The 15,833-nt window shown below is 60.8% G+C and carries 17 protein-coding genes and 1 pseudogene; 11 read left to right on the top strand and 7 right to left on the bottom strand.

Translation table 11 applies throughout. The features are described 5' to 3' along the window. Positions 1 to 20: 20 nt before the first annotated feature. Positions 21 to 623, bottom strand: a complete 603-nt coding sequence (locus tag NE850_RS13925) for a hypothetical protein (protein ID WP_165184604.1) — start codon at positions 621 to 623, stop codon at positions 21 to 23. Positions 624 to 884: 261 nt separating this feature from the next. After that, positions 885 to 1,232 carry a DUF6566 family protein gene (locus NE850_RS13920; protein ID WP_232064095.1) on the bottom strand — a complete coding sequence of 116 codons (348 nt, stop codon included), beginning with the start codon at positions 1,230 to 1,232 and terminating at the stop codon, positions 885 to 887. Between the two features lie 255 nt (positions 1,233 to 1,487). Between NE850_RS13920 and NE850_RS13915 the strand changes: the two genes are divergently transcribed. The 7 genes and pseudogenes from NE850_RS13915 to NE850_RS13885 form a co-directional block, all read left to right on the top strand. Next, a complete protein-coding gene (locus tag NE850_RS13915) occupies positions 1,488 to 1,685 on the top strand; it encodes a hypothetical protein (protein WP_310698866.1) in 198 nt (65 codons plus the stop codon). A 48-nt stretch (positions 1,686 to 1,733) separates the two neighbouring features. Continuing rightward, complete coding sequence (locus NE850_RS13910; RefSeq protein WP_165184610.1) at positions 1,734 to 2,114, top strand: TraR/DksA family transcriptional regulator; 381 nt, start codon at positions 1,734 to 1,736, stop codon at positions 2,112 to 2,114. Positions 2,115 to 2,298: 184 nt separating this feature from the next. Beyond that, positions 2,299 to 4,581 (top strand): FdhF/YdeP family oxidoreductase, encoded by a 2,283-nt coding sequence (locus NE850_RS13905; RefSeq protein ID WP_310698865.1) that lies wholly within the window; start codon positions 2,299 to 2,301, stop codon positions 4,579 to 4,581. Between the two features lie 44 nt (positions 4,582 to 4,625). Then, positions 4,626 to 6,014 carry a cytochrome ubiquinol oxidase subunit I gene (locus NE850_RS13900; protein WP_165184616.1) on the top strand — a complete coding sequence of 463 codons (1,389 nt, stop codon included), beginning with the start codon at positions 4,626 to 4,628 and terminating at the stop codon, positions 6,012 to 6,014. A 4-nt stretch (positions 6,015 to 6,018) separates the two neighbouring features. Beyond that, the gene (cydB, locus tag NE850_RS13895) at positions 6,019 to 7,026 is read left to right on the top strand and encodes a cytochrome d ubiquinol oxidase subunit II (RefSeq protein WP_165184619.1); all 1,008 of its coding nucleotides are present in this window, start codon (positions 6,019 to 6,021) and stop codon (positions 7,024 to 7,026) included. Positions 7,027 to 7,063: 37 nt separating this feature from the next. Next, complete coding sequence (locus tag NE850_RS13890) at positions 7,064 to 7,975, top strand: bestrophin family protein (RefSeq protein ID WP_165184622.1); 912 nt, start codon at positions 7,064 to 7,066, stop codon at positions 7,973 to 7,975. Between the two features lie 85 nt (positions 7,976 to 8,060). Continuing rightward, positions 8,061 to 8,276: pseudogene (locus tag NE850_RS13885) on the top strand (GTP 3',8-cyclase MoaA); the annotation flags it as partial. 91 nt (positions 8,277 to 8,367) lie between these two features. Here NE850_RS13885 and NE850_RS13880 read toward each other — a convergent pair. Further along, positions 8,368 to 9,792: a PLP-dependent aminotransferase family protein gene (locus NE850_RS13880; protein ID WP_165184625.1), complete on the bottom strand. Its 1,425-nt coding sequence runs from the start codon at positions 9,790 to 9,792 to the stop codon at positions 8,368 to 8,370. 268 nt (positions 9,793 to 10,060) lie between these two features. On the opposite strand from NE850_RS13880, the gene NE850_RS13875 reads away from it, so the two are divergent. Continuing rightward, positions 10,061 to 11,050 carry a LysR family transcriptional regulator gene (locus NE850_RS13875; protein ID WP_165184628.1) on the top strand — a complete coding sequence of 330 codons (990 nt, stop codon included), beginning with the start codon at positions 10,061 to 10,063 and terminating at the stop codon, positions 11,048 to 11,050. Between the two features lie 101 nt (positions 11,051 to 11,151). Here the strand turns inward: NE850_RS13875 and NE850_RS13870 are convergent, their stop codons facing one another. Together NE850_RS13870 and NE850_RS13865 are read right to left on the bottom strand one after the other, a co-directional pair. Next, a complete protein-coding gene (locus tag NE850_RS13870) occupies positions 11,152 to 11,955 on the bottom strand; it encodes a family 1 encapsulin nanocompartment shell protein (RefSeq protein ID WP_165184630.1) in 804 nt (267 codons plus the stop codon). Beyond that, the gene (locus tag NE850_RS13865; RefSeq protein ID WP_165184632.1) at positions 11,948 to 13,006 is read right to left on the bottom strand and encodes a Dyp-type peroxidase; all 1,059 of its coding nucleotides are present in this window, start codon (positions 13,004 to 13,006) and stop codon (positions 11,948 to 11,950) included. The genes NE850_RS13870 and NE850_RS13865 overlap by 8 nt, the downstream gene beginning before the upstream one ends. A 516-nt stretch (positions 13,007 to 13,522) precedes the next feature. Here NE850_RS13865 and NE850_RS13860 point away from each other — a divergent pair. Beyond that, positions 13,523 to 13,963, top strand: coding sequence for an ester cyclase (locus NE850_RS13860; RefSeq protein WP_165184635.1), 441 nt, complete (start codon positions 13,523 to 13,525; stop codon positions 13,961 to 13,963). Positions 13,964 to 14,015: 52 nt separating this feature from the next. Beyond that, on the top strand, positions 14,016 to 14,159 hold the full coding sequence (locus tag NE850_RS13855) for a hypothetical protein (RefSeq protein WP_310698864.1): 144 nt from the start codon (positions 14,016 to 14,018) through the stop codon (positions 14,157 to 14,159). A 31-nt stretch (positions 14,160 to 14,190) separates the two neighbouring features. Here NE850_RS13855 and NE850_RS13850 read toward each other — a convergent pair whose 3' ends face one another. Together NE850_RS13850 and NE850_RS13845 are read right to left on the bottom strand one after the other, a co-directional pair. Then, entirely contained in the window at positions 14,191 to 14,400 is a 210-nt protein-coding gene (locus NE850_RS13850; protein ID WP_007179027.1) for a hypothetical protein, read from the bottom strand. An 85-nt stretch (positions 14,401 to 14,485) separates the two neighbouring features. Continuing rightward, a complete protein-coding gene (locus NE850_RS13845; RefSeq protein WP_007179026.1) occupies positions 14,486 to 14,635 on the bottom strand; it encodes a hypothetical protein in 150 nt (49 codons plus the stop codon). Between the two features lie 504 nt (positions 14,636 to 15,139). Between NE850_RS13845 and NE850_RS13840 the strand changes: the two genes are divergently transcribed. Beyond that, complete coding sequence (locus NE850_RS13840) at positions 15,140 to 15,724, top strand: cation-transporting P-type ATPase (protein WP_310698863.1); 585 nt, start codon at positions 15,140 to 15,142, stop codon at positions 15,722 to 15,724. Positions 15,725 to 15,833: the final 109 nt, after the last annotated feature.

The raw sequence follows: 15,833 nt of genomic DNA, 5'->3' as shown, positions 1-15,833 counted from the left end.
AACGAGGCTTGCAAGCAAGGTTACTGTGCGACGACGTAACCCCGCGCCTGCATGCACGCGCCATACGCGGCCCAATACTGTGTCATTGGCGGCTCCGGTGCCGGCAGCGGCGGCAGCTTCACGCCGGATGCCGCCGCTACCTGTGCCGCGCTCGCAGCCGCCGTTTCCGAGGCGCCGTTGTCCGCGCTGGTTGCGGATGCACCCGTGGCGGCCGTAGCCGTGGTCGTGGTGCCTGCCTGAGTCGCGCTCGCCGCTTTGGGCGCTGCGGCACCTTTGGCCGTCGCCGCCGTGGTCGCGGCGGGCGCGCTTGCGCCTGTCGCTTCGGCTGCGGCCGGCATGCTCGCGCCGATCGGCGTGCTCGAGAAGGTGCTGGAAGGCAACGGCGGCCGCGACGGCACGCCGGTCGACGACGTTTTGGTGGCAGCCGGCTTGCGCGGCGGAGTCTGCGGTTCCCGGGCGATGTTGACCTTGGTCTGCCTGTTCGCAGTCGCGTAGCACATCGCGGTATCGATGCTGCGCTGATAAGGGCTTTGACTTCGAATCGGATAGGTAAGCGGCTGCCATGCGAAGGCAGCACTGCTAAACACCACTAGCGTCAGTACGGTATATGTTTTGATTTGCATCGCAGTCGCTCCCGCAGCGATGTTTCGCCTCTCGTAGGCAATCGCGCTTCGCGGTATGTTCTTGATAGCTGCTGATTCTGCCGCTGAACGGCGGCTCACTGCCGCGAAGGCTGCTTTCCTGAGCGTAACACCCTGTATTGTCCGCGCAATACACTGACATAGCGCGCGAAACCGCCATCCTGCAGTCGAATCAAGCCAGATGGATGTGAAATGGCGGAAAAGTCAGGGGTATCCCTGGGCGATGCTGCTTTCCTGCGCGATTTATGGATTGGGCTTGGCGCGGCCCGATTGCTCGACGTCGCGGAACCAGTGTTCCGCGCGCGAGCGCTCGGCAACGGAGGATTGAGGCCGTCGCGCGATCAATTCACGATCGATGAACTGATAGCCCCATTCCACCCCGTCCCTGACGGCTTCCTCTTCAGTCAGCCATTCCGGTTGGGTTGTCATCGGACGGTCATAGACTGGCGTTCCAGCACCTCGACTTATGCTCACGCTCGCCACCCACGCGCCGCGCTCGTTGGGCTCAGGCCGTACGACGATCTCAAACTCGCCGTAAGAAACAGTGCATGTTGGCATCGTTTTCTCCTTTGCAGCGTTCGTGATCGGCATCCGCCGGCATTCGGCGCGGGTGCTTCTCGCAAGAAGCCATCATGCCGCAATTCCGTCACCCCGACAGCAGGATATTCAGCCTGAGCGGCAAACCGCTGTGCGTATGCCGTCGACGGTTTCCATCGGAGAGGCGATGCTTCACTTGGCCATGACTTGCTCGTAGACTTCCAGACGGGATTGCGCGTCTTTAACACCTCGCGAGGTCCGCGAGCAGCGCGGTGAGGCGTGATATATGCCTGATGGGAGGCATTGGCCATGCAGGAATTCGATTTCTACCTTAACCTGAAGAAGCCGACGCTCGGGCTATATGTGCGCAAGGGCGCCGGCTTGCCCGATCTGGTCGATCAAGGCGACTGGCAATTCGAGGGAAGCGTGTCGCAAAACGAACTGACACCGGCACTCCTGAAGGGACTTGAGGCGAACGGCCACGCATTTCAGGAGTTGGGTGAGTGACGCTTCACGCTACCGCGTGTAAAGCGAATCAACGCAAGGGGGAAAATCATGGCGCAGCAACAGAGTGAGTTGAGTGAAGCGTTCATCGCGCAACAGCGCGAGCGTCTCGAGGCGCTTCGCCGGGAAGTGCTGGGCGAAGAGGAGAACACGCTCTCCGACGAGCAGGCGGCTCAGGAGCAGCATGGCGACGAAGCCGAGGAGTACGAGGACGAAGCGCAGACAATGGCACAGAAGGAGGTCAGCCAGGCGTTGCGTGACGTGAACGATCATCGCATTGCGGACATCCAGCGCGCATTGCAGAAGATCGAGCAGGGCACCTACGGTCTGTCTGACGAGAGCGGTCTGCCGATTCCAAAGGCGCGGCTCGAAGCCACGCCGGAGGCGATCTTCACCGTTGAGGAGCAGAGCCGCCGCGAGACCGGCAAGTGACAGCTTCCCCGTGACGCCTCGCGGCCGGATTCGCCAATGCCTGTCATTGGAAAAATCAATATTTCCTTCTTTATGATCCGTTCATAGAATGGCATTGGCGCAATTGTGGGGCCTTGCGCCGTGGGTGGCGTAAGCCCACTTGAGCCAGCCTCCAGGTCCCCTGAAGCAGTTCATGGAGTCTCCTATGACCACGCGACGCGAAGTTCCGGGAATCCGGCCGTATGACGGTCCTGCTGGCGGTTGGGGAGCGCTGCGGGCGACGGCTCAGGCCGTTCGCACGCAGATGGAGAACATCGAGGCGCCAATTACGCTGATGCGGACCAATCAGCCTGATGGCTTCGATTGTCCGGGTTGCGCCTGGCCGGACAAGGAGCACAAATCCACTTTCCAGTTCTGCGAAAACGGCGCCAAGGCGGTGACATGGGAAGCGACCACCAAGCGGGTGGGACCGGAGTTTTTCCAGAACAATACGGTGTCCTCGCTGCTGCAACGCTCGGATTTCGAACTGGAGGATCTCGGCCGGCTGACACATCCTCTCGTCTACGACCGCGCCACCGACAAATTCCGGGCAGTGGAATGGGAGGACGCCTTCGCTCGTATCGGTGAAGTGCTGCGCGGCTTGTCCTCTCCCGACGAAGCCGAGTTCTATACATCGGGCAGGGCGTCGAACGAGGCCGCCTACCTGTTCCAGTTGCTCGCGCGGGAATACGGCACGAACAATTTCCCCGACTGCTCGAACATGTGCCACGAGCCGACCAGCGTCGGCTTGCCGCAGTCGATCGGGATCGGCAAAGGCACGGTGTCGCTGGACGATTTCGACTCGACCGAGCTCATCCTCTCGATCGGTCACAATCCCGGCACGAATCACCCCCGGATGATGGGCACGCTGCACGAATGCTCACGGCGCAATGTGCCGATCATCGTGTTCAATCCGCTGCGCGAGCGCGCACTCGAACGCTTTGCCGATCCGCAGAGCGTTGTTGAAATGGCGACCTTCGGCTCGACCCGGATCGCGTCGACCTATTTTCAGGTCGACGCCGGCGGAGACGCGGCCGCCCTCAAAGGCATCATGAAAGCGCTCGTCGCGATGGACGCGGAACAGGGAAAAACCGTACTGGACCACGAGTTCATCGCGACACATACCCAGGGTTTCGACGCGTTCGCGGCGGATCTGGAAGCGACCTCATGGGACGACATCGAAAAGGCGAGCGGGCTGACCCGTGAAGATCTCGAAGAGGTCGCCATTGCCTATGCAAAATCGAATGCGACGATTGTCACTTACGGAATGGGCGTGACCCAGCATAACAAAGGCACCGCCAATGTCCGGCTGATTGCCGATCTGTTGCTGTTGCGCGGCAATATCGGCAAGCCGGGCGCGGGCATCTGTCCGTTGCGCGGACATTCGAACGTGCAGGGCAACCGGACCGTCGGCATTACCGAAAAACCTTCCGAAGCCTTCCTCAAGCAGATCGAGAACGTGCTCGGGTTCAAGCCACCCGCGGCACACGGACACGACGCCGTCCAGGCGATGCAGGCGATGATCGCCGGCACGGCCAGGGTGCTGATCTGTCTCGGCGGAAACTTCGCTGTTGCGTTGCCGGATTCCGAGCAGTCGTTTCCCGCCATGAGCAAGCTCGATCTGAGCGTTCACCTCGGCACCAAGCTCAATCGTTCTCACCTGCTTGTGGCCAAAGAAACGTATGTGCTGCCCGTGCTCGGCCGCACGGAACTCGACATACAGGCAAACGGCCGGCAATCCATCACTGTGGAAGATTCGATGTCGATGGTCCACGCTTCTTCGGGCAAGCTGAAACCCGCTTCAGAACATCTGCGATCCGAGCCGGCGATCATCGCGGGTATTGCCACGGCCGCGTTGCCGAACAGCAAGGTTGCATGGTCGGAACTGGTGGCCGACTACGACAGGATCCGGGATCTGATCGAGCAAACCGTGCCGGGATTCGAAGCATTCAATGCACGAATCCGGGTGCCGGGCGGATTCCGTATGCCGCTTCCCCCGACGGAGCGCGCGTGGCCCACGCCGTCGGGAAAAGCAATGTTCTCGGTGTACGGCGGGGTCAGGGAAGATGCCGACGTGCTCGGCGCTGACAATGTGCTGCGTCTCATCACGATCCGCAGCCACGACCAGTACAACACCACCATCTACGCGCTGGACGATCGTTACCGGGGTGTGTTCGGCCGCCGCGACGTGCTGTTCATGAACGAGGACGATCTGGCCGAACGCGGACTCGAACACGGTGATCTGGTCGACATCGAAACCGTTCTGGCGGGCAGACAGCTTCGCCTGAAGAAGATCACTGCAATCGCGTACAACATCGCGCCGGGTTCGGTGGCGGCCTATTATCCGGAAGCCAACGTGCTGGTGCCGCTCGACTTCATCGACAAGGAAAGCGGCACGCCTTCGTACAAGTCTGTTCCGGTTCATGTCATGCGCTCAGCGGAAATCTGATTTCCTACGCAAATGCTGCTATCACCTGGAGCCGTTCACCGATCATGGAAATCTTCGATGCATTCCACCTTGCCAGGTTGCAGTTTGCATTCACGGTTTCGTTTCATATTATTTTCCCCGCCATCAGCATCGGCATGGCCAGCTTCCTGGCCGTGCTGGAATGGCGCTGGCTGCTGACCGGCGACGTCGCCTACAAGGACATGTTCCTGTTCTGGTCGAAGATCTTTGCGGTCGGTTTCGGCATGGGCGTGGTCTCGGGCGTAGTGATGGCCTACGAGTTCGGCACCAACTGGAGCGGTTTTTCCAGTGTAGCCGGCAATATCACGGGGCCGCTCCTGACCTATGAAGTGTTGACGGCATTCTTTCTCGAAGCCGGCTTTCTCGGCGTCATGCTGTTCGGCTGGGAACGGGTCACGCCGCGCTCGCATTTCTTCGCCACGCTCATGGTCGCGGTGGGCACGCTCATTTCCACGTTCTGGATTCTCGCGTCGAACAGCTTCATGCAGACGCCGCAAGGATTCGCTATCGAGGGTGGCCGTATCGTGCCGGTCGACTGGATGAAGGTGATTTTCAACCCGTCGTTTCCGTATCGCCTCGCGCATATGACCATCGCGGCATTCATCGTGGCGGGCTTCATCGTTGCCGCTTGCGGCGCGTGGCATCTGTTGCAGGGGCGGCGCGATAAACCCGTCACGCGTAGTTTTTCGATGGCGCTGTGGATTCTGCTCTTCCTCACGCCGATACAGATCTTCGTCGGCGATGCACATGGTCTGAACACACGCGAATATCAGCCAGCCAAGATCGCCGCGATCGAAGGACTGTGGGAAACCGAGAAGGGTGGCACGGCACTGAACCTGGTCGGGCTGCCCGACATGGATGCCGAAGTGACGCGATATACGCTGCAAGTGCCGCATCTGGGCAGCCTTATCCTGACGCATAGCTGGAACGGAGAAATTCGCGGCTTGAAGGAATTTCCCCCTCAGGACCGCCCGTATTCGCCGATCGTGTTCTGGACATTCCGGATCATGGCGGGTCTCGGCATGTTGATGCTATTGACGGCGCTGCTCGGCCTCGTGCTCAGAGTGCGCGGCAGCCTCTACGAGACGAGGTGGTTTCAGCGTTTCGTTCTGTGCATGGGGCCTTCGGGAATCGTGGCGTTGCTGGCCGGGTGGATAACCACGGAAGTCGGCCGTCAACCCTGGACGGTGTACGGCGTTCTGCGCACAGCGGACTCTCTGTCGCCGATCGGTTCCCAGCAAGCCGGCGTTTCATTGCTGATCTTCGTGATGGTGTACTTCCTGGTATTCGGCATGGGCTTCTACTACATGATGAAAATGATGAAGCGCGGACCGGAAGAGCATGTCGAGCGCCGTGATTCACGCAGGCATCCGGTCCTGCGCAATCGCCCGCTGGATGCCCTGGAAGGGGAGTGACGCCATGCAGATCGATCTTCCTGTCGTATGGGCCGCGATCATCGGACTCGGCGTCTTCATCTACGTGATGCTGGACGGTTTCGATCTCGGCATTGGCCTGCTGTTTCCGTTCTTTGAGGAGAAAGGCGATCGGCAGGTCATGCTCAATACCATCGCACCGGTCTGGGACGGTAACGAGACGTTCCTCGTTCTCGGCGGCGCCGGGCTTTACGGGGCGTTTCCGGTGGTGTATTCGACACTGCTGCCGGCTAACTATCTCCCGCTCATCCTGATGGTGGTGGGCCTGATCTTCCGCGGAGCGGCCTTCGAACTGCGCGGCAAGGCAGTCAGAACCCAGCACGCGTGGGATCTCGCCTTCATGGGCGGTTCCGCGCTCGCGGGGCTCTGCCAGGGCATCGTGCTGGGGTCGCTCCTGCAAGGCATCAAGATCGTCGACGGCCGTTTCGCCGGCGGCCCATTCGACTGGCTCTCGCCGTTCAGCCTGTTCTGCGGAATCGGCGTGCTCACCACGTATGCGGCGCTCGGCTGCGGCTGGCTCATCCTGAAGACGGATGGTGAATTGCAGCGCAAGATGCGCGAGCTGATGCGGCCGCTCGTGAGCGTTCTGCTCGGCGTCATGGCCGTCGTGAGTCTATGGACGGTGATCGGATTGCCGGCAGTCGCACATCGCTGGTTCGGAAGCGGCAATCTCGGCTGGTTTCTGCCGGTGCCGGTTCTCGTGATCGTATGCGTGTGGGGCATCTTCCGCTCGCTGCGGTTGCTGCACGAGGCGACGCCTTTCCTTCTCACGCTCGCGCTATGCTTCCTCGGTTACAGCGGTCTGCTCATCAGCATCTGGCCGAACATCGTTCCGCCTTCCCTGACGATCTGGGAAGCGTCGTCGAGCCACTCGAGCCAGCTGTTTACGCTGGTCGGCACAGTGATCGTGCTGCCGGTCATTCTCGTCTACAACGTCATGCAGTATCGCGTGTTCCGCGGCAAGGTGAGGGAAGGGGACGCCGGTTACCACTGAGGGTGACGGCGCAGGCGGGCGATTACAAGAGCACATCATGATTGTGAGGCCAGGGCAAAACTGGTTCCGGCTGCTGTTTGTCTGGAACGGTTCCGTGTTGCAGTCGATCATTCCCCAGCTGATCTTCATGGCGATTGTCAGCAGTCTCGCCGTCCTGACACAGGGGCGTATTTTCGGCGCGAAGATTCCGCTCAATACGGCACCCTTCACCTTATTCGGCCTTGCTCTGGCGATATTCCTCGCGTTTCGCAACAACGCAAGTTACGAGCGCTTCAACGAGGCGCGTCATCTCTGGGGCAGCCTTCTGATCTCGGCACGCGCGCTGACCTCGCAGATGCTGTGCTATGTCCCGCGCGGCGAAGACAGGATTCGAATGGCTCATGCATTGATTGCGTGTGTGTACGCGCTCAAGCATCAATTGCGCGGGACCGATCCGAATCCCGATCTCATCCGCTTTCTCGGCCGCACCCGAACCGAGGCGTTGCAGCACGCCTGTTACAAACCGGCCGCGCTTCTCAATGAGCTTCGTCGCGACTTCGCCGATCTGCAAGTCCGGGCAGTGGTATCGGAGACCAAGCTGTGGATGTTCGATGCGCAGATCAACGAATTGGGAAGAACCATTGGAGGATGCGAGCGGATCGCCTCCACGCCGATTCCGTTTGCCTACAGTGTGTTGCTTCACCGCACCGTCTATGCCTATTGCGTTTTACTGCCATTCGGTCTCGTCGACTCGACGGAGTTCTTCACGCCTCTTCTTTGTGTTTTCATTTCCTACACGCTGATCGCGCTCGAAGCGATTGCCAGCGAAGTCGCCGAGCCGTTTACTCTCGCGCCGAATGCGCTGGCGCTCGACGCAATGACTCGCAATATCGAACGATCGATTCTCGAACTGTGTGGGTGTGACCTCCCCGACGAGGTCGTGCCGGTGCGCCCGTATCAACTGACGTGAGTCGTCTTCATCGACGCATCCAGTCGGTCCGCTTCGCTGTTACACCAGATGACACCGGATGCGGCGCACAAACTGTAATTCCCATGCCGACGGTCTGTTTTATTCATGTCTGTTCGCCACACATGGCACGGATCTCAGGCCCTGGCTTACCGACACCGCCTCTGCCGGACAGCTGGCGGAGCGCGTGCGCAGCCGGTGGATGCAACGCGACGACCGCTACTCGGAACTTCGCTCGACACAGCGCAAGCCGGCATCGGGAAAAGTCTATCCCACGGTGCGCATGTTGCTGGTCGGCGGCTGAGGGCTCGTCAATCGTTGTGAAAAAACGCAGGGCACAACGTGGAGAGTGGCGAGTCGCCATGACCGCGCCGCAGCCCACGGCCTGCGTGCCACTAGCGCGCGCACATCGAGACGAGCTTGCCGACGGTGATCACGGCCTGCTCGATTTCGCTCGACCACGGGCTGCTGTAATTGAGGCGGATGAAATTCCGGTAGGTCGTCTCCGAAACCGAGAACATATAGCCCGGTCCGATCGTGATGCCCTGGTCGAGAGCGAGTTTATAGAGCCGCATTGCGTCGACCTTCGGCGGCAATTCGACCCACAGCACGTACCCGCCCGCGGGGTTGGACATGCGTGTGCCCTCGGGAAAGAAGCGCGAGACGATCGCCTTCATGAGATTGGCCTGCTGCGCATACGCTTTGCGCACCTTGCGCAGATGATGTTCGAAGCCATCGCGTTCGAGGAATTCCGCGATCGCCAGTTGCGGGATAGACGGAGAGGTCAACGTGTTCAGAAACTTGAGCTTCTCGACCTGATCGCGATAGCGCCCCGGCAACGCCCAGCCGATCCGGTACGCGGAGGTCAGGCTCTTCGAGAAAGAGGAGCAATGAAGCACGAGCCCCTTCGTATCGAACGACTTCAACGAGCTCGGGTGCGAACTGCCAAAGTGCAGTTCATTGTAGACACCGTTCTCGATGACCGGAATGTCCCGCTTCGTCAGGAGTTCGACCAGTTCGCGCTTGCGTTCGTCGGGCATCAGAAAGCCCAGCGGATTCTGGAAGTTCGGCATGACCATGCAGGCGGCGATGGGTTGCGATTCCACGATCGCGGCAAGCGCGCCAATATCGATGCCGTGTTCCGGATGAGTCGACACCTCGATCGCTTTCATGCCCATCCGTTCGATCGCGTGGAGCATCGCGTAGAACGTCGGTGACTCGACAGCGATCACGTCGCCGGGTTTCGCGACCGCCTGAAGGCAGAGATTGATCGCCTCTGTCGCGCCGACCGTGATGACGATCTCGTTCGGATCGACGGCCATGCCATTCTCGAGGTAGCGACGCGCGATCTGGCGCACGAGCTTCGCATTGCCGGGGGGCAGCGCGTCCGTCACGCCCCATTGCGCCTTGCCGCGCCCCGCATCGTAGGCGTACCGGTTGATCCTTTCGAATGGAAACAGACTGGGGTCGGGGTAGGGCGAACCGAGCGGCACCGCGTCGTCCACCCCGATCGAGCGCAGCGTCGAGAGCACCAGCCGGCTGACGTCGACAGGCGACGAAATCGGGATCGGTTTCGACGGACGGAGTTCCAGCGCCTTACGCTCGCCCTCGTCGCGGCGATTGACGAAATAGCCCGACTGGGGCCGGCTTGTCACAAGGCCACGGCTTTCGAGCAGCAGATACGCACGGATCGCCGTGGTGACACTGATCCGATGCTGCCGGCTGATCTGCCGCACTGACGGCAGGCGTTCGCCATGACGGTACACGCCTTGCCGGATCGATGTTTCGATGTCGTCTGCAAGCTTCTCATAGAGATTCATCGGACGATTCCTTTGGTACTTTGCCGCGGCATAGTGGCGCGCCCAGTGCGAGGCTTCCGGCCAACTGTACTGGCGCGAGCCGGGCCGATGTGTGCACTCTGCGATCGACGGCATCCCCTTACTCTGTCCTCCATCGAATGCACGTCGCCGGATCCCGAGGTTGGGATTCCGTGACACGTCAGGATTGGAGCCCAAGCATGGAAGACGCAAAACGGAAGCGAAGAACCCAAGCCTACCGGCAGATCGCCGCCAAGGCAGGACAGACACCATGAATCTGCTGGAAGCCATGCGTATCTACGTCAGGGTGGTTGAGCGAGGGAGTATCTCCAGCGCGGCAAGAGACCTCGATATCGGTCAACCTGCCGCGAGCGAGCGTATCGATCGGCTCGAGAAGTACCTTGGCTGCCGGTTGCTGCTCCGCAGCGCGCGCGCACTCAATTGCACGCCCGATGGCGTGACCTTCTACGAGCGCAGCAAGAGGATTCTGAACGCGGTGGAGCAGGCGGTCGCCGAAGTGTCGAATGAAGAACAGGCCCTCAGGGGAACGGTTCGCATCGCGGCGCCTCACTGCTTTGGCGAGACGGTCGTGCCGCACGCGTTGACCCTGGTTCGCGCGGCCTATCCCCAACTGGATCTCGAACTGATCCTGAACGACAGGACCGTCGACCTCGTCACCGAAGGTGTGGACGTTTCCTTTCGTCTTGGGCAACTCGGAGAAGGAGCGTTCATTGCCTGTCAGCTCGGTCAGGTTGGGCGCGTTCTCGTGGCGGCGCCGGAGTATCTGAGCCGGCATGGTCCGGTTGCCGAACCGTCCGACCTGGTCAAGCACCCGTTCATCCGGCTCCAGGGCATGTTCGGCACGGACCAGTTGCCGCTCAGGCGCATGGAGAATGTCGTGGAGAGCGCGCCGATTCATACCGTGGTCAAAACCAGTCATTGGCGGCCCGTGTATGAAATGATCGTCTCGGGCGCCGGCATTGGGCTGCTGGAAGAACCCGCCTGCGTCGATGCGCTTGCAGACGGCCGCCTCGTGCGCATACTGCCGCGATTCGATGCGCTCCCTTTCGATCTGCATGTGCTGACCCAGGCGCAACGTCCTGTGCCGGCACGGGTACGGACGGTTGTGACGATGCTGAAGACGTGCATTCAGGAAATCCTGCTGGGCGTACACGTCGATAGCAGAAGAGTGGCGAGCCGCTTTGAAGTACTGCCGGAGGATGAGGCGTCCGCGCTCCTCAAGTCATCGTTGCGAGCGTGAGCCCGCAACGATGACGGGCGCTCAGCTGCCGGTTCTGGCCAGCAGCGCTTGACCGGCAGAGCACGCGGTCGAGCGAGGCCATTACCGGCGCATTGAGCGGCTTATTCCGCTTGCGTCACCGAAACCGATGCTTCGCTCGTCAGCATCAGGAACGTCAGCGTTTCGCGCAGATAGAGACGCACCACAGTGTCGGTATGGCTCGTGTAGCCGATCGACAGATCTTCGCCGAGGTGTAGCTCGAAGTCGCCGCCGCGCGTGGACAGCACGCTGCCGCCGGCGAGCGCCGGTGCCCAGATGATGTCGCCATTCACGATCCGCTTGATGTGCTCGATAACCGGATAGCCCTGGTCGCGTGCCTCACCCAATGCGGTGTACGCATCGGCGCCGAGCAGGACGGAATACGGGCCGTCCACGCCGGCGAGCCGCAGTTGTTCGAGCGCGTTGCTGATGGCGTTCGGATAGTCGCTGACGTCGGCCGGCAGCGCAAGCGGCGGGTTCGACGAGCCGTCGCGAATCCCGCCGATGCCGGCAGCCTGATAGCCGTCGAAGATCGCGCGATCTTCGGCGTAGGCGAGTTGCTTCGCTGCTTCTTTCGCGGGCTGCCAGTCGGCATCTTTCGCGCCGCGCACCACACTGTCTATCGCCTCGCGCTGCAATTCGAACGGCACCGTCAACTCGACGAGGCTCTTTACCTCGGACAGTTTCGCCACGACGCCCTGCTGCGGCGCCGTGATCGCGGTCTGATGCCCGGTGCCGACGCCGGAGAGTTCCGTGCCGCCAGGGCCCTTGACGTCGACCACGCGACGGCCGGCGACGCTGCGCCTGAAGGTGCGCGCCACTTCATCTTCGATCTGCGACCAGGCCGCACGGGAGATGGGGGCGAGCTCGCGATGCAGGTTATTCATATTGGGAGATTCCCTTGAGAGAGCCAATGTTCAACGAGCCGCCTTCCTGCGGCTCTGCGGACGAAGACGTATCGGACTGTTGCCCGCCATCGGCAGCGGTCGCTTGCGGATCGCGGTCTGCGAGTGCCTCGAGCAGGGTAGCCGATGGGACGAAGAAGAGGCCGCCGGTAACCGCGCGGCTATAGTCGAGCAGCCGGTCGTAGTTGCCCGGCGGGCGCCCGACGAACATGTTTTCCAGCATCTGCTCGGTCGGTGCGGGCGAGCGGGCATAACCGATGAAGTAGGTGCCGAACTCGCCTGCGCCGGGCCTGCCGAACGGCATGTTGTCGCGCAGTATCTTCACTTCCTCGCCGTTCTCGGTGAGGGTGGTGAGCGAACTGTGCGAGCAGGACGGCTTCACCGCTTCATCGAGTTCGATGTCGGACAATTTGGTGCGGCCGATAATGCGCTCCTGAGTCTCGACGGAGAGCGCATTCCAGCCGGCCATGTCGTGCAGGTACTTCTGCACGATAACGTAACTGCCGCCCTCGAACTCGGGATCCTCATCGGCAATCAGCGTGAATTCTTCAGCGGTGCGACCCACCGGATTTTCCGTGCCGTCGACGAAGCCCACCATCGCGCGCATGTCGAAGTTGCGAAAGCCGTGAACTTCGTCGACTACCGTGACTGCGTCGCCGAGCGCTCCCAGCAGTTGCGTGGCGAGCTCGAAACAGAGATCCATGTGCTCGGCGCGAATATGCAGCAGGATGTCGCCGGGGGTCGCTACAGCCAGGCGCTCGCCCGAGCCGAATTCCCGGAACGGGTGCAGGCCTGCGGGGCGCGGGGCACCGAATAGCGTATCCCATGCGCCGGAGCCGAAGCCGCATACGCACGACAGATCGCCGGAGGGGACCCGCCTGCCGACCGAGCGCACGAGGGCGGCAACGTCGCCGCACCATGCACGCACCTTGTCTGCGTGATCGCGGCCGGCTTCGATCGTCGCGACAATGAAGATCGCGCTACGGGTGACGTCATTACAAATGGCTTGCGGCTCTGGGATGTCTTTGGGCATCGGGTTGGGTATGGGTAGGTCGTTGCGAATTCCGACAGCAGTACTGCGAATGCGTTTCCGACTGCGCGATCACCTGCCCGAGGCAGCCAGGAATGGTTCGTTCGATTGACTTAAGCAGGTTTGCCGCGGTGTCCGTCTCAGGCATCCGTATAGCGTTGGCTTACCGCTATGAGGAGCGTAGCTGCGCAACGTGACTGCACGACGAAGTTGGCGTTCACGATTTTCACAGATCTTATACCGCCGCGGCACTTTATGGAAACTCCATAAAGGCATTGGCGTTCAATTTCTATAAGCGTGTCTTGTCGGTACCGCATGGCGATACCACTACTGCTTTCCGATACTTGATATCGGAATCCGCGGCTTCTTATTTTCTGTCACATGGTTATTCGAATGCATTGCGCCGGACAGCAGGTCCCAACGCGGGGCGCGTTGCTGGATTCCACACGGAAAACGTGTAGTATTGTTCGGTCCACGCCTTGCCGTGCGCATTCGTCCATTCGCCAGGAGTATTGGATTATGACCCTGCCCGCCGACGAACATCTCACTCGTCAAACGATCGAAGGGTTCTATCGCGCCATCGAGCAGAAGAGCGTCGCATTGCTGCGGCAGGTCGTCACCCCGGATTGGGAATATATTCCCGAGCCCGTCGGGGCTGCCGCGGGACCTGACCAGATGGTGCAGTTCTTCGAGAACATCGCTAAAGCAATTCCCGACATGAAAATCACTATTCTCGACGTCCTCGTTCATGGCGATCGGGTCGGCGTGCGCGCGGAAATCAGCGGCACTCAAACAGGGACATTACTTGGCATTGCCGCGAGTTCCAAACACATCAGATTCGCGATTCACTCTTTCCACCAGATGCGCGGAAATCTGATTGCGAAAACATGGCATCTGGAGGACTGGCTGTCTGTGTTCCGGCAACTTGGAGCGTTACCCCAGACTCTCGAGCGGCCTTGAGCGCGCAGACTGCACAGACCCGCGCAGACCCGTGTAGACCAAAGGGGACGTCATGTCACAGATAAGTCGCGACAACCGGAAAGCATCTCGTCAGAGCGTGCTCTGGTTCGTTGCATTGTGGGTGCTCGGAGTCGCTGGCGCCGCGCTGCTCGCGCTACCGTTTCATCTTCTTGTCGCTGCGGCGCTGCATCGGTAATCGCGCCGGATGGCGGTTACCCGGTCTGCCTTTACGGCAGGCGGATCGCGTCGTCGATCTGGTCGATCATCGACAACAGGCGTGTGACTCGCCGGGCACCATCAGGAAGCGATCCCTGCTCTGTTTCGAGCGCTGTAATGCGCTGCCGCCAATAGCCTAGTCCAAGCGCACTGTTGGCAACGAGTTGCGGGAATATGTGTTCCAGGTGAGCGAGATCCTGTTCCAGCTGATGATGCGACACGTCGGTCCTTGCTATGGAGGTGAATCCGGAGCGCCCCACCTGGCGGCGTTCGTCTTTTCCCGCCCAATGAATCTTCCTGTCCGACTCAACTTCCTTCCAGCGCCACTGAATAGCGCCACTTGCTGGCGTTGGAATCAATGCGGGCATCGTTGACGCGCCGCTGTTCCGCCCGTGCCTGGTCCGCCTGTTCGAGCATGAGTGCTTGTGCCTGACGCGACAGGGCATACTCGCTCATGCCGCCGCTCGTACGTGGTGCAACTTTGGTTTGTGATCGCATGGTCATTCCGAGAACAAAGGGGCGCTGAACGCGTCCCGTACTCCGACTGTATACCCTTCGGTCGCTGCAAGCACGCTTTCCTTTGCAACGGTTGCAACCATTGGCACCGGAACGGCCATTTCCCATTCGCCGCGAACGCGAAACGCAGGTGTCATCGGCGTTGCCAACAATTCGTAGCCCGAAGTGCGCATCCCGGGTATGACCGCAGATGCAAACTGTCATGAGGACGCCAAGGCAGGCAGGGCGATGAGCAAGACGGATTTCAGCCGGGTACGCCACCGTACCGACTTCCGGTCGCTGTACGGGCACCGTTGGCCGGCAGGCCCGGCCTCGCGCAGGTGGCTATAGCAAACCAGCTATAGCAAAGGGAACGCGCTCGCGTGTGAAGCATTCGCCCGGCACGCTCAAATGCGTGCGAGAAACGCTCAACGTCAACTACCGCTTCGACCCGGGAGAATCAACGTGACATCCGCTGTCGTGCCGGCGCCGATCCCTGAAGCGGCAAGCCAGCCGGACGCCGTGCCCGGCACCGGTTTGAGCAGCACTGAAGCACGCCGTCGGCTTGCCGAGTCGGGCGCTAACACGCTCCCCGATACGGCGGCGAGCACGTGGCGCATGATGCTTGGGAAATTCTGGGCGCCCGTGCCGTGGATGCTGGAAGCGGCCGTGGTTTTGCAATGCGTGCTCGGCCGTTTCGTCGAAGCCGGAATCATTGCCGGACTGCTGGTATTCAACGCCATTCTGGGTGTTTTCCAGGAAAGCCGGGCACAGGCCACACTGGCCGCATTGAAGTCGCGCCTCGCCATGAATGCCTCCGTGCTGCGCGACGGGGCATGGTCGATCGTCCCGGCAGCGGATCTGGTCAAGGGCGATGTCGTCAAGCTCTCGCTCGGCGGCGTGGTGGCGGCGGATATGCGGATCGTCTCCGGCAATGCGCTGCTCGACCATTCGATGCTGACCGGCGAATCCGTACCTATCGAAGCCACGTCCGGCACTCAGACGTTTGCCGGCGCGCTGGTGCGGCGCGGAGCAATGCTCTCAACTTAAGCCCCAAAGAGCTTGTAAACGAGGCATCGTCCCTGTAAACTTCATCGCATAACTCACTGATAAATCAACGATATGAACTCAAATACCAGCGTCCTCGCGGCTTCTGGCT

It is taken from the genome of Paraburkholderia sp. USG1, assembly GCF_031570135.1.
Classification (GTDB): domain Bacteria; phylum Pseudomonadota; class Gammaproteobacteria; order Burkholderiales; family Burkholderiaceae; genus Paraburkholderia; species Paraburkholderia dioscoreae.
This window is presented reverse-complemented; position numbering and strand designations above follow the sequence as displayed.

Coding starts and splice junctions, on each gene's coding strand:
- NE850_RS13880 (WP_165184625.1), bottom strand. CDS start 9,792: ATGAATCTCTATGAGAAGCTTGCAGACGACATCGAAACATCGATCCGG.
- NE850_RS13915 (WP_310698866.1), top strand. CDS start 1,488: ATGCAGGAATTCGATTTCTACCTTAACCTGAAGAAGCCGACGCTCGGG.
- NE850_RS13865 (WP_165184632.1), bottom strand. CDS start 13,006: ATGCCCAAAGACATCCCAGAGCCGCAAGCCATTTGTAATGACGTCACC.
- NE850_RS13855 (WP_310698864.1), top strand. CDS start 14,016: ATGTCACAGATAAGTCGCGACAACCGGAAAGCATCTCGTCAGAGCGTG.
- NE850_RS13890 (WP_165184622.1), top strand. CDS start 7,064: ATGATTGTGAGGCCAGGGCAAAACTGGTTCCGGCTGCTGTTTGTCTGG.
- NE850_RS13900 (WP_165184616.1), top strand. CDS start 4,626: ATGGAAATCTTCGATGCATTCCACCTTGCCAGGTTGCAGTTTGCATTC.
- cydB (WP_165184619.1), top strand. CDS start 6,019: ATGCAGATCGATCTTCCTGTCGTATGGGCCGCGATCATCGGACTCGGC.
- NE850_RS13925 (WP_165184604.1), bottom strand. CDS start 623: ATGCAAATCAAAACATATACCGTACTGACGCTAGTGGTGTTTAGCAGT.
- NE850_RS13860 (WP_165184635.1), top strand. CDS start 13,523: ATGACCCTGCCCGCCGACGAACATCTCACTCGTCAAACGATCGAAGGG.
- NE850_RS13920 (WP_232064095.1), bottom strand. CDS start 1,232: ATGCCGATCACGAACGCTGCAAAGGAGAAAACGATGCCAACATGCACT.
- NE850_RS13905 (WP_310698865.1), top strand. CDS start 2,299: ATGACCACGCGACGCGAAGTTCCGGGAATCCGGCCGTATGACGGTCCT.
- NE850_RS13875 (WP_165184628.1), top strand. CDS start 10,061: ATGAATCTGCTGGAAGCCATGCGTATCTACGTCAGGGTGGTTGAGCGA.
- NE850_RS13910 (WP_165184610.1), top strand. CDS start 1,734: ATGGCGCAGCAACAGAGTGAGTTGAGTGAAGCGTTCATCGCGCAACAG.
- NE850_RS13845 (WP_007179026.1), bottom strand. CDS start 14,635: ATGAGCGAGTATGCCCTGTCGCGTCAGGCACAAGCACTCATGCTCGAA.
- NE850_RS13870 (WP_165184630.1), bottom strand. CDS start 11,955: ATGAATAACCTGCATCGCGAGCTCGCCCCCATCTCCCGTGCGGCCTGG.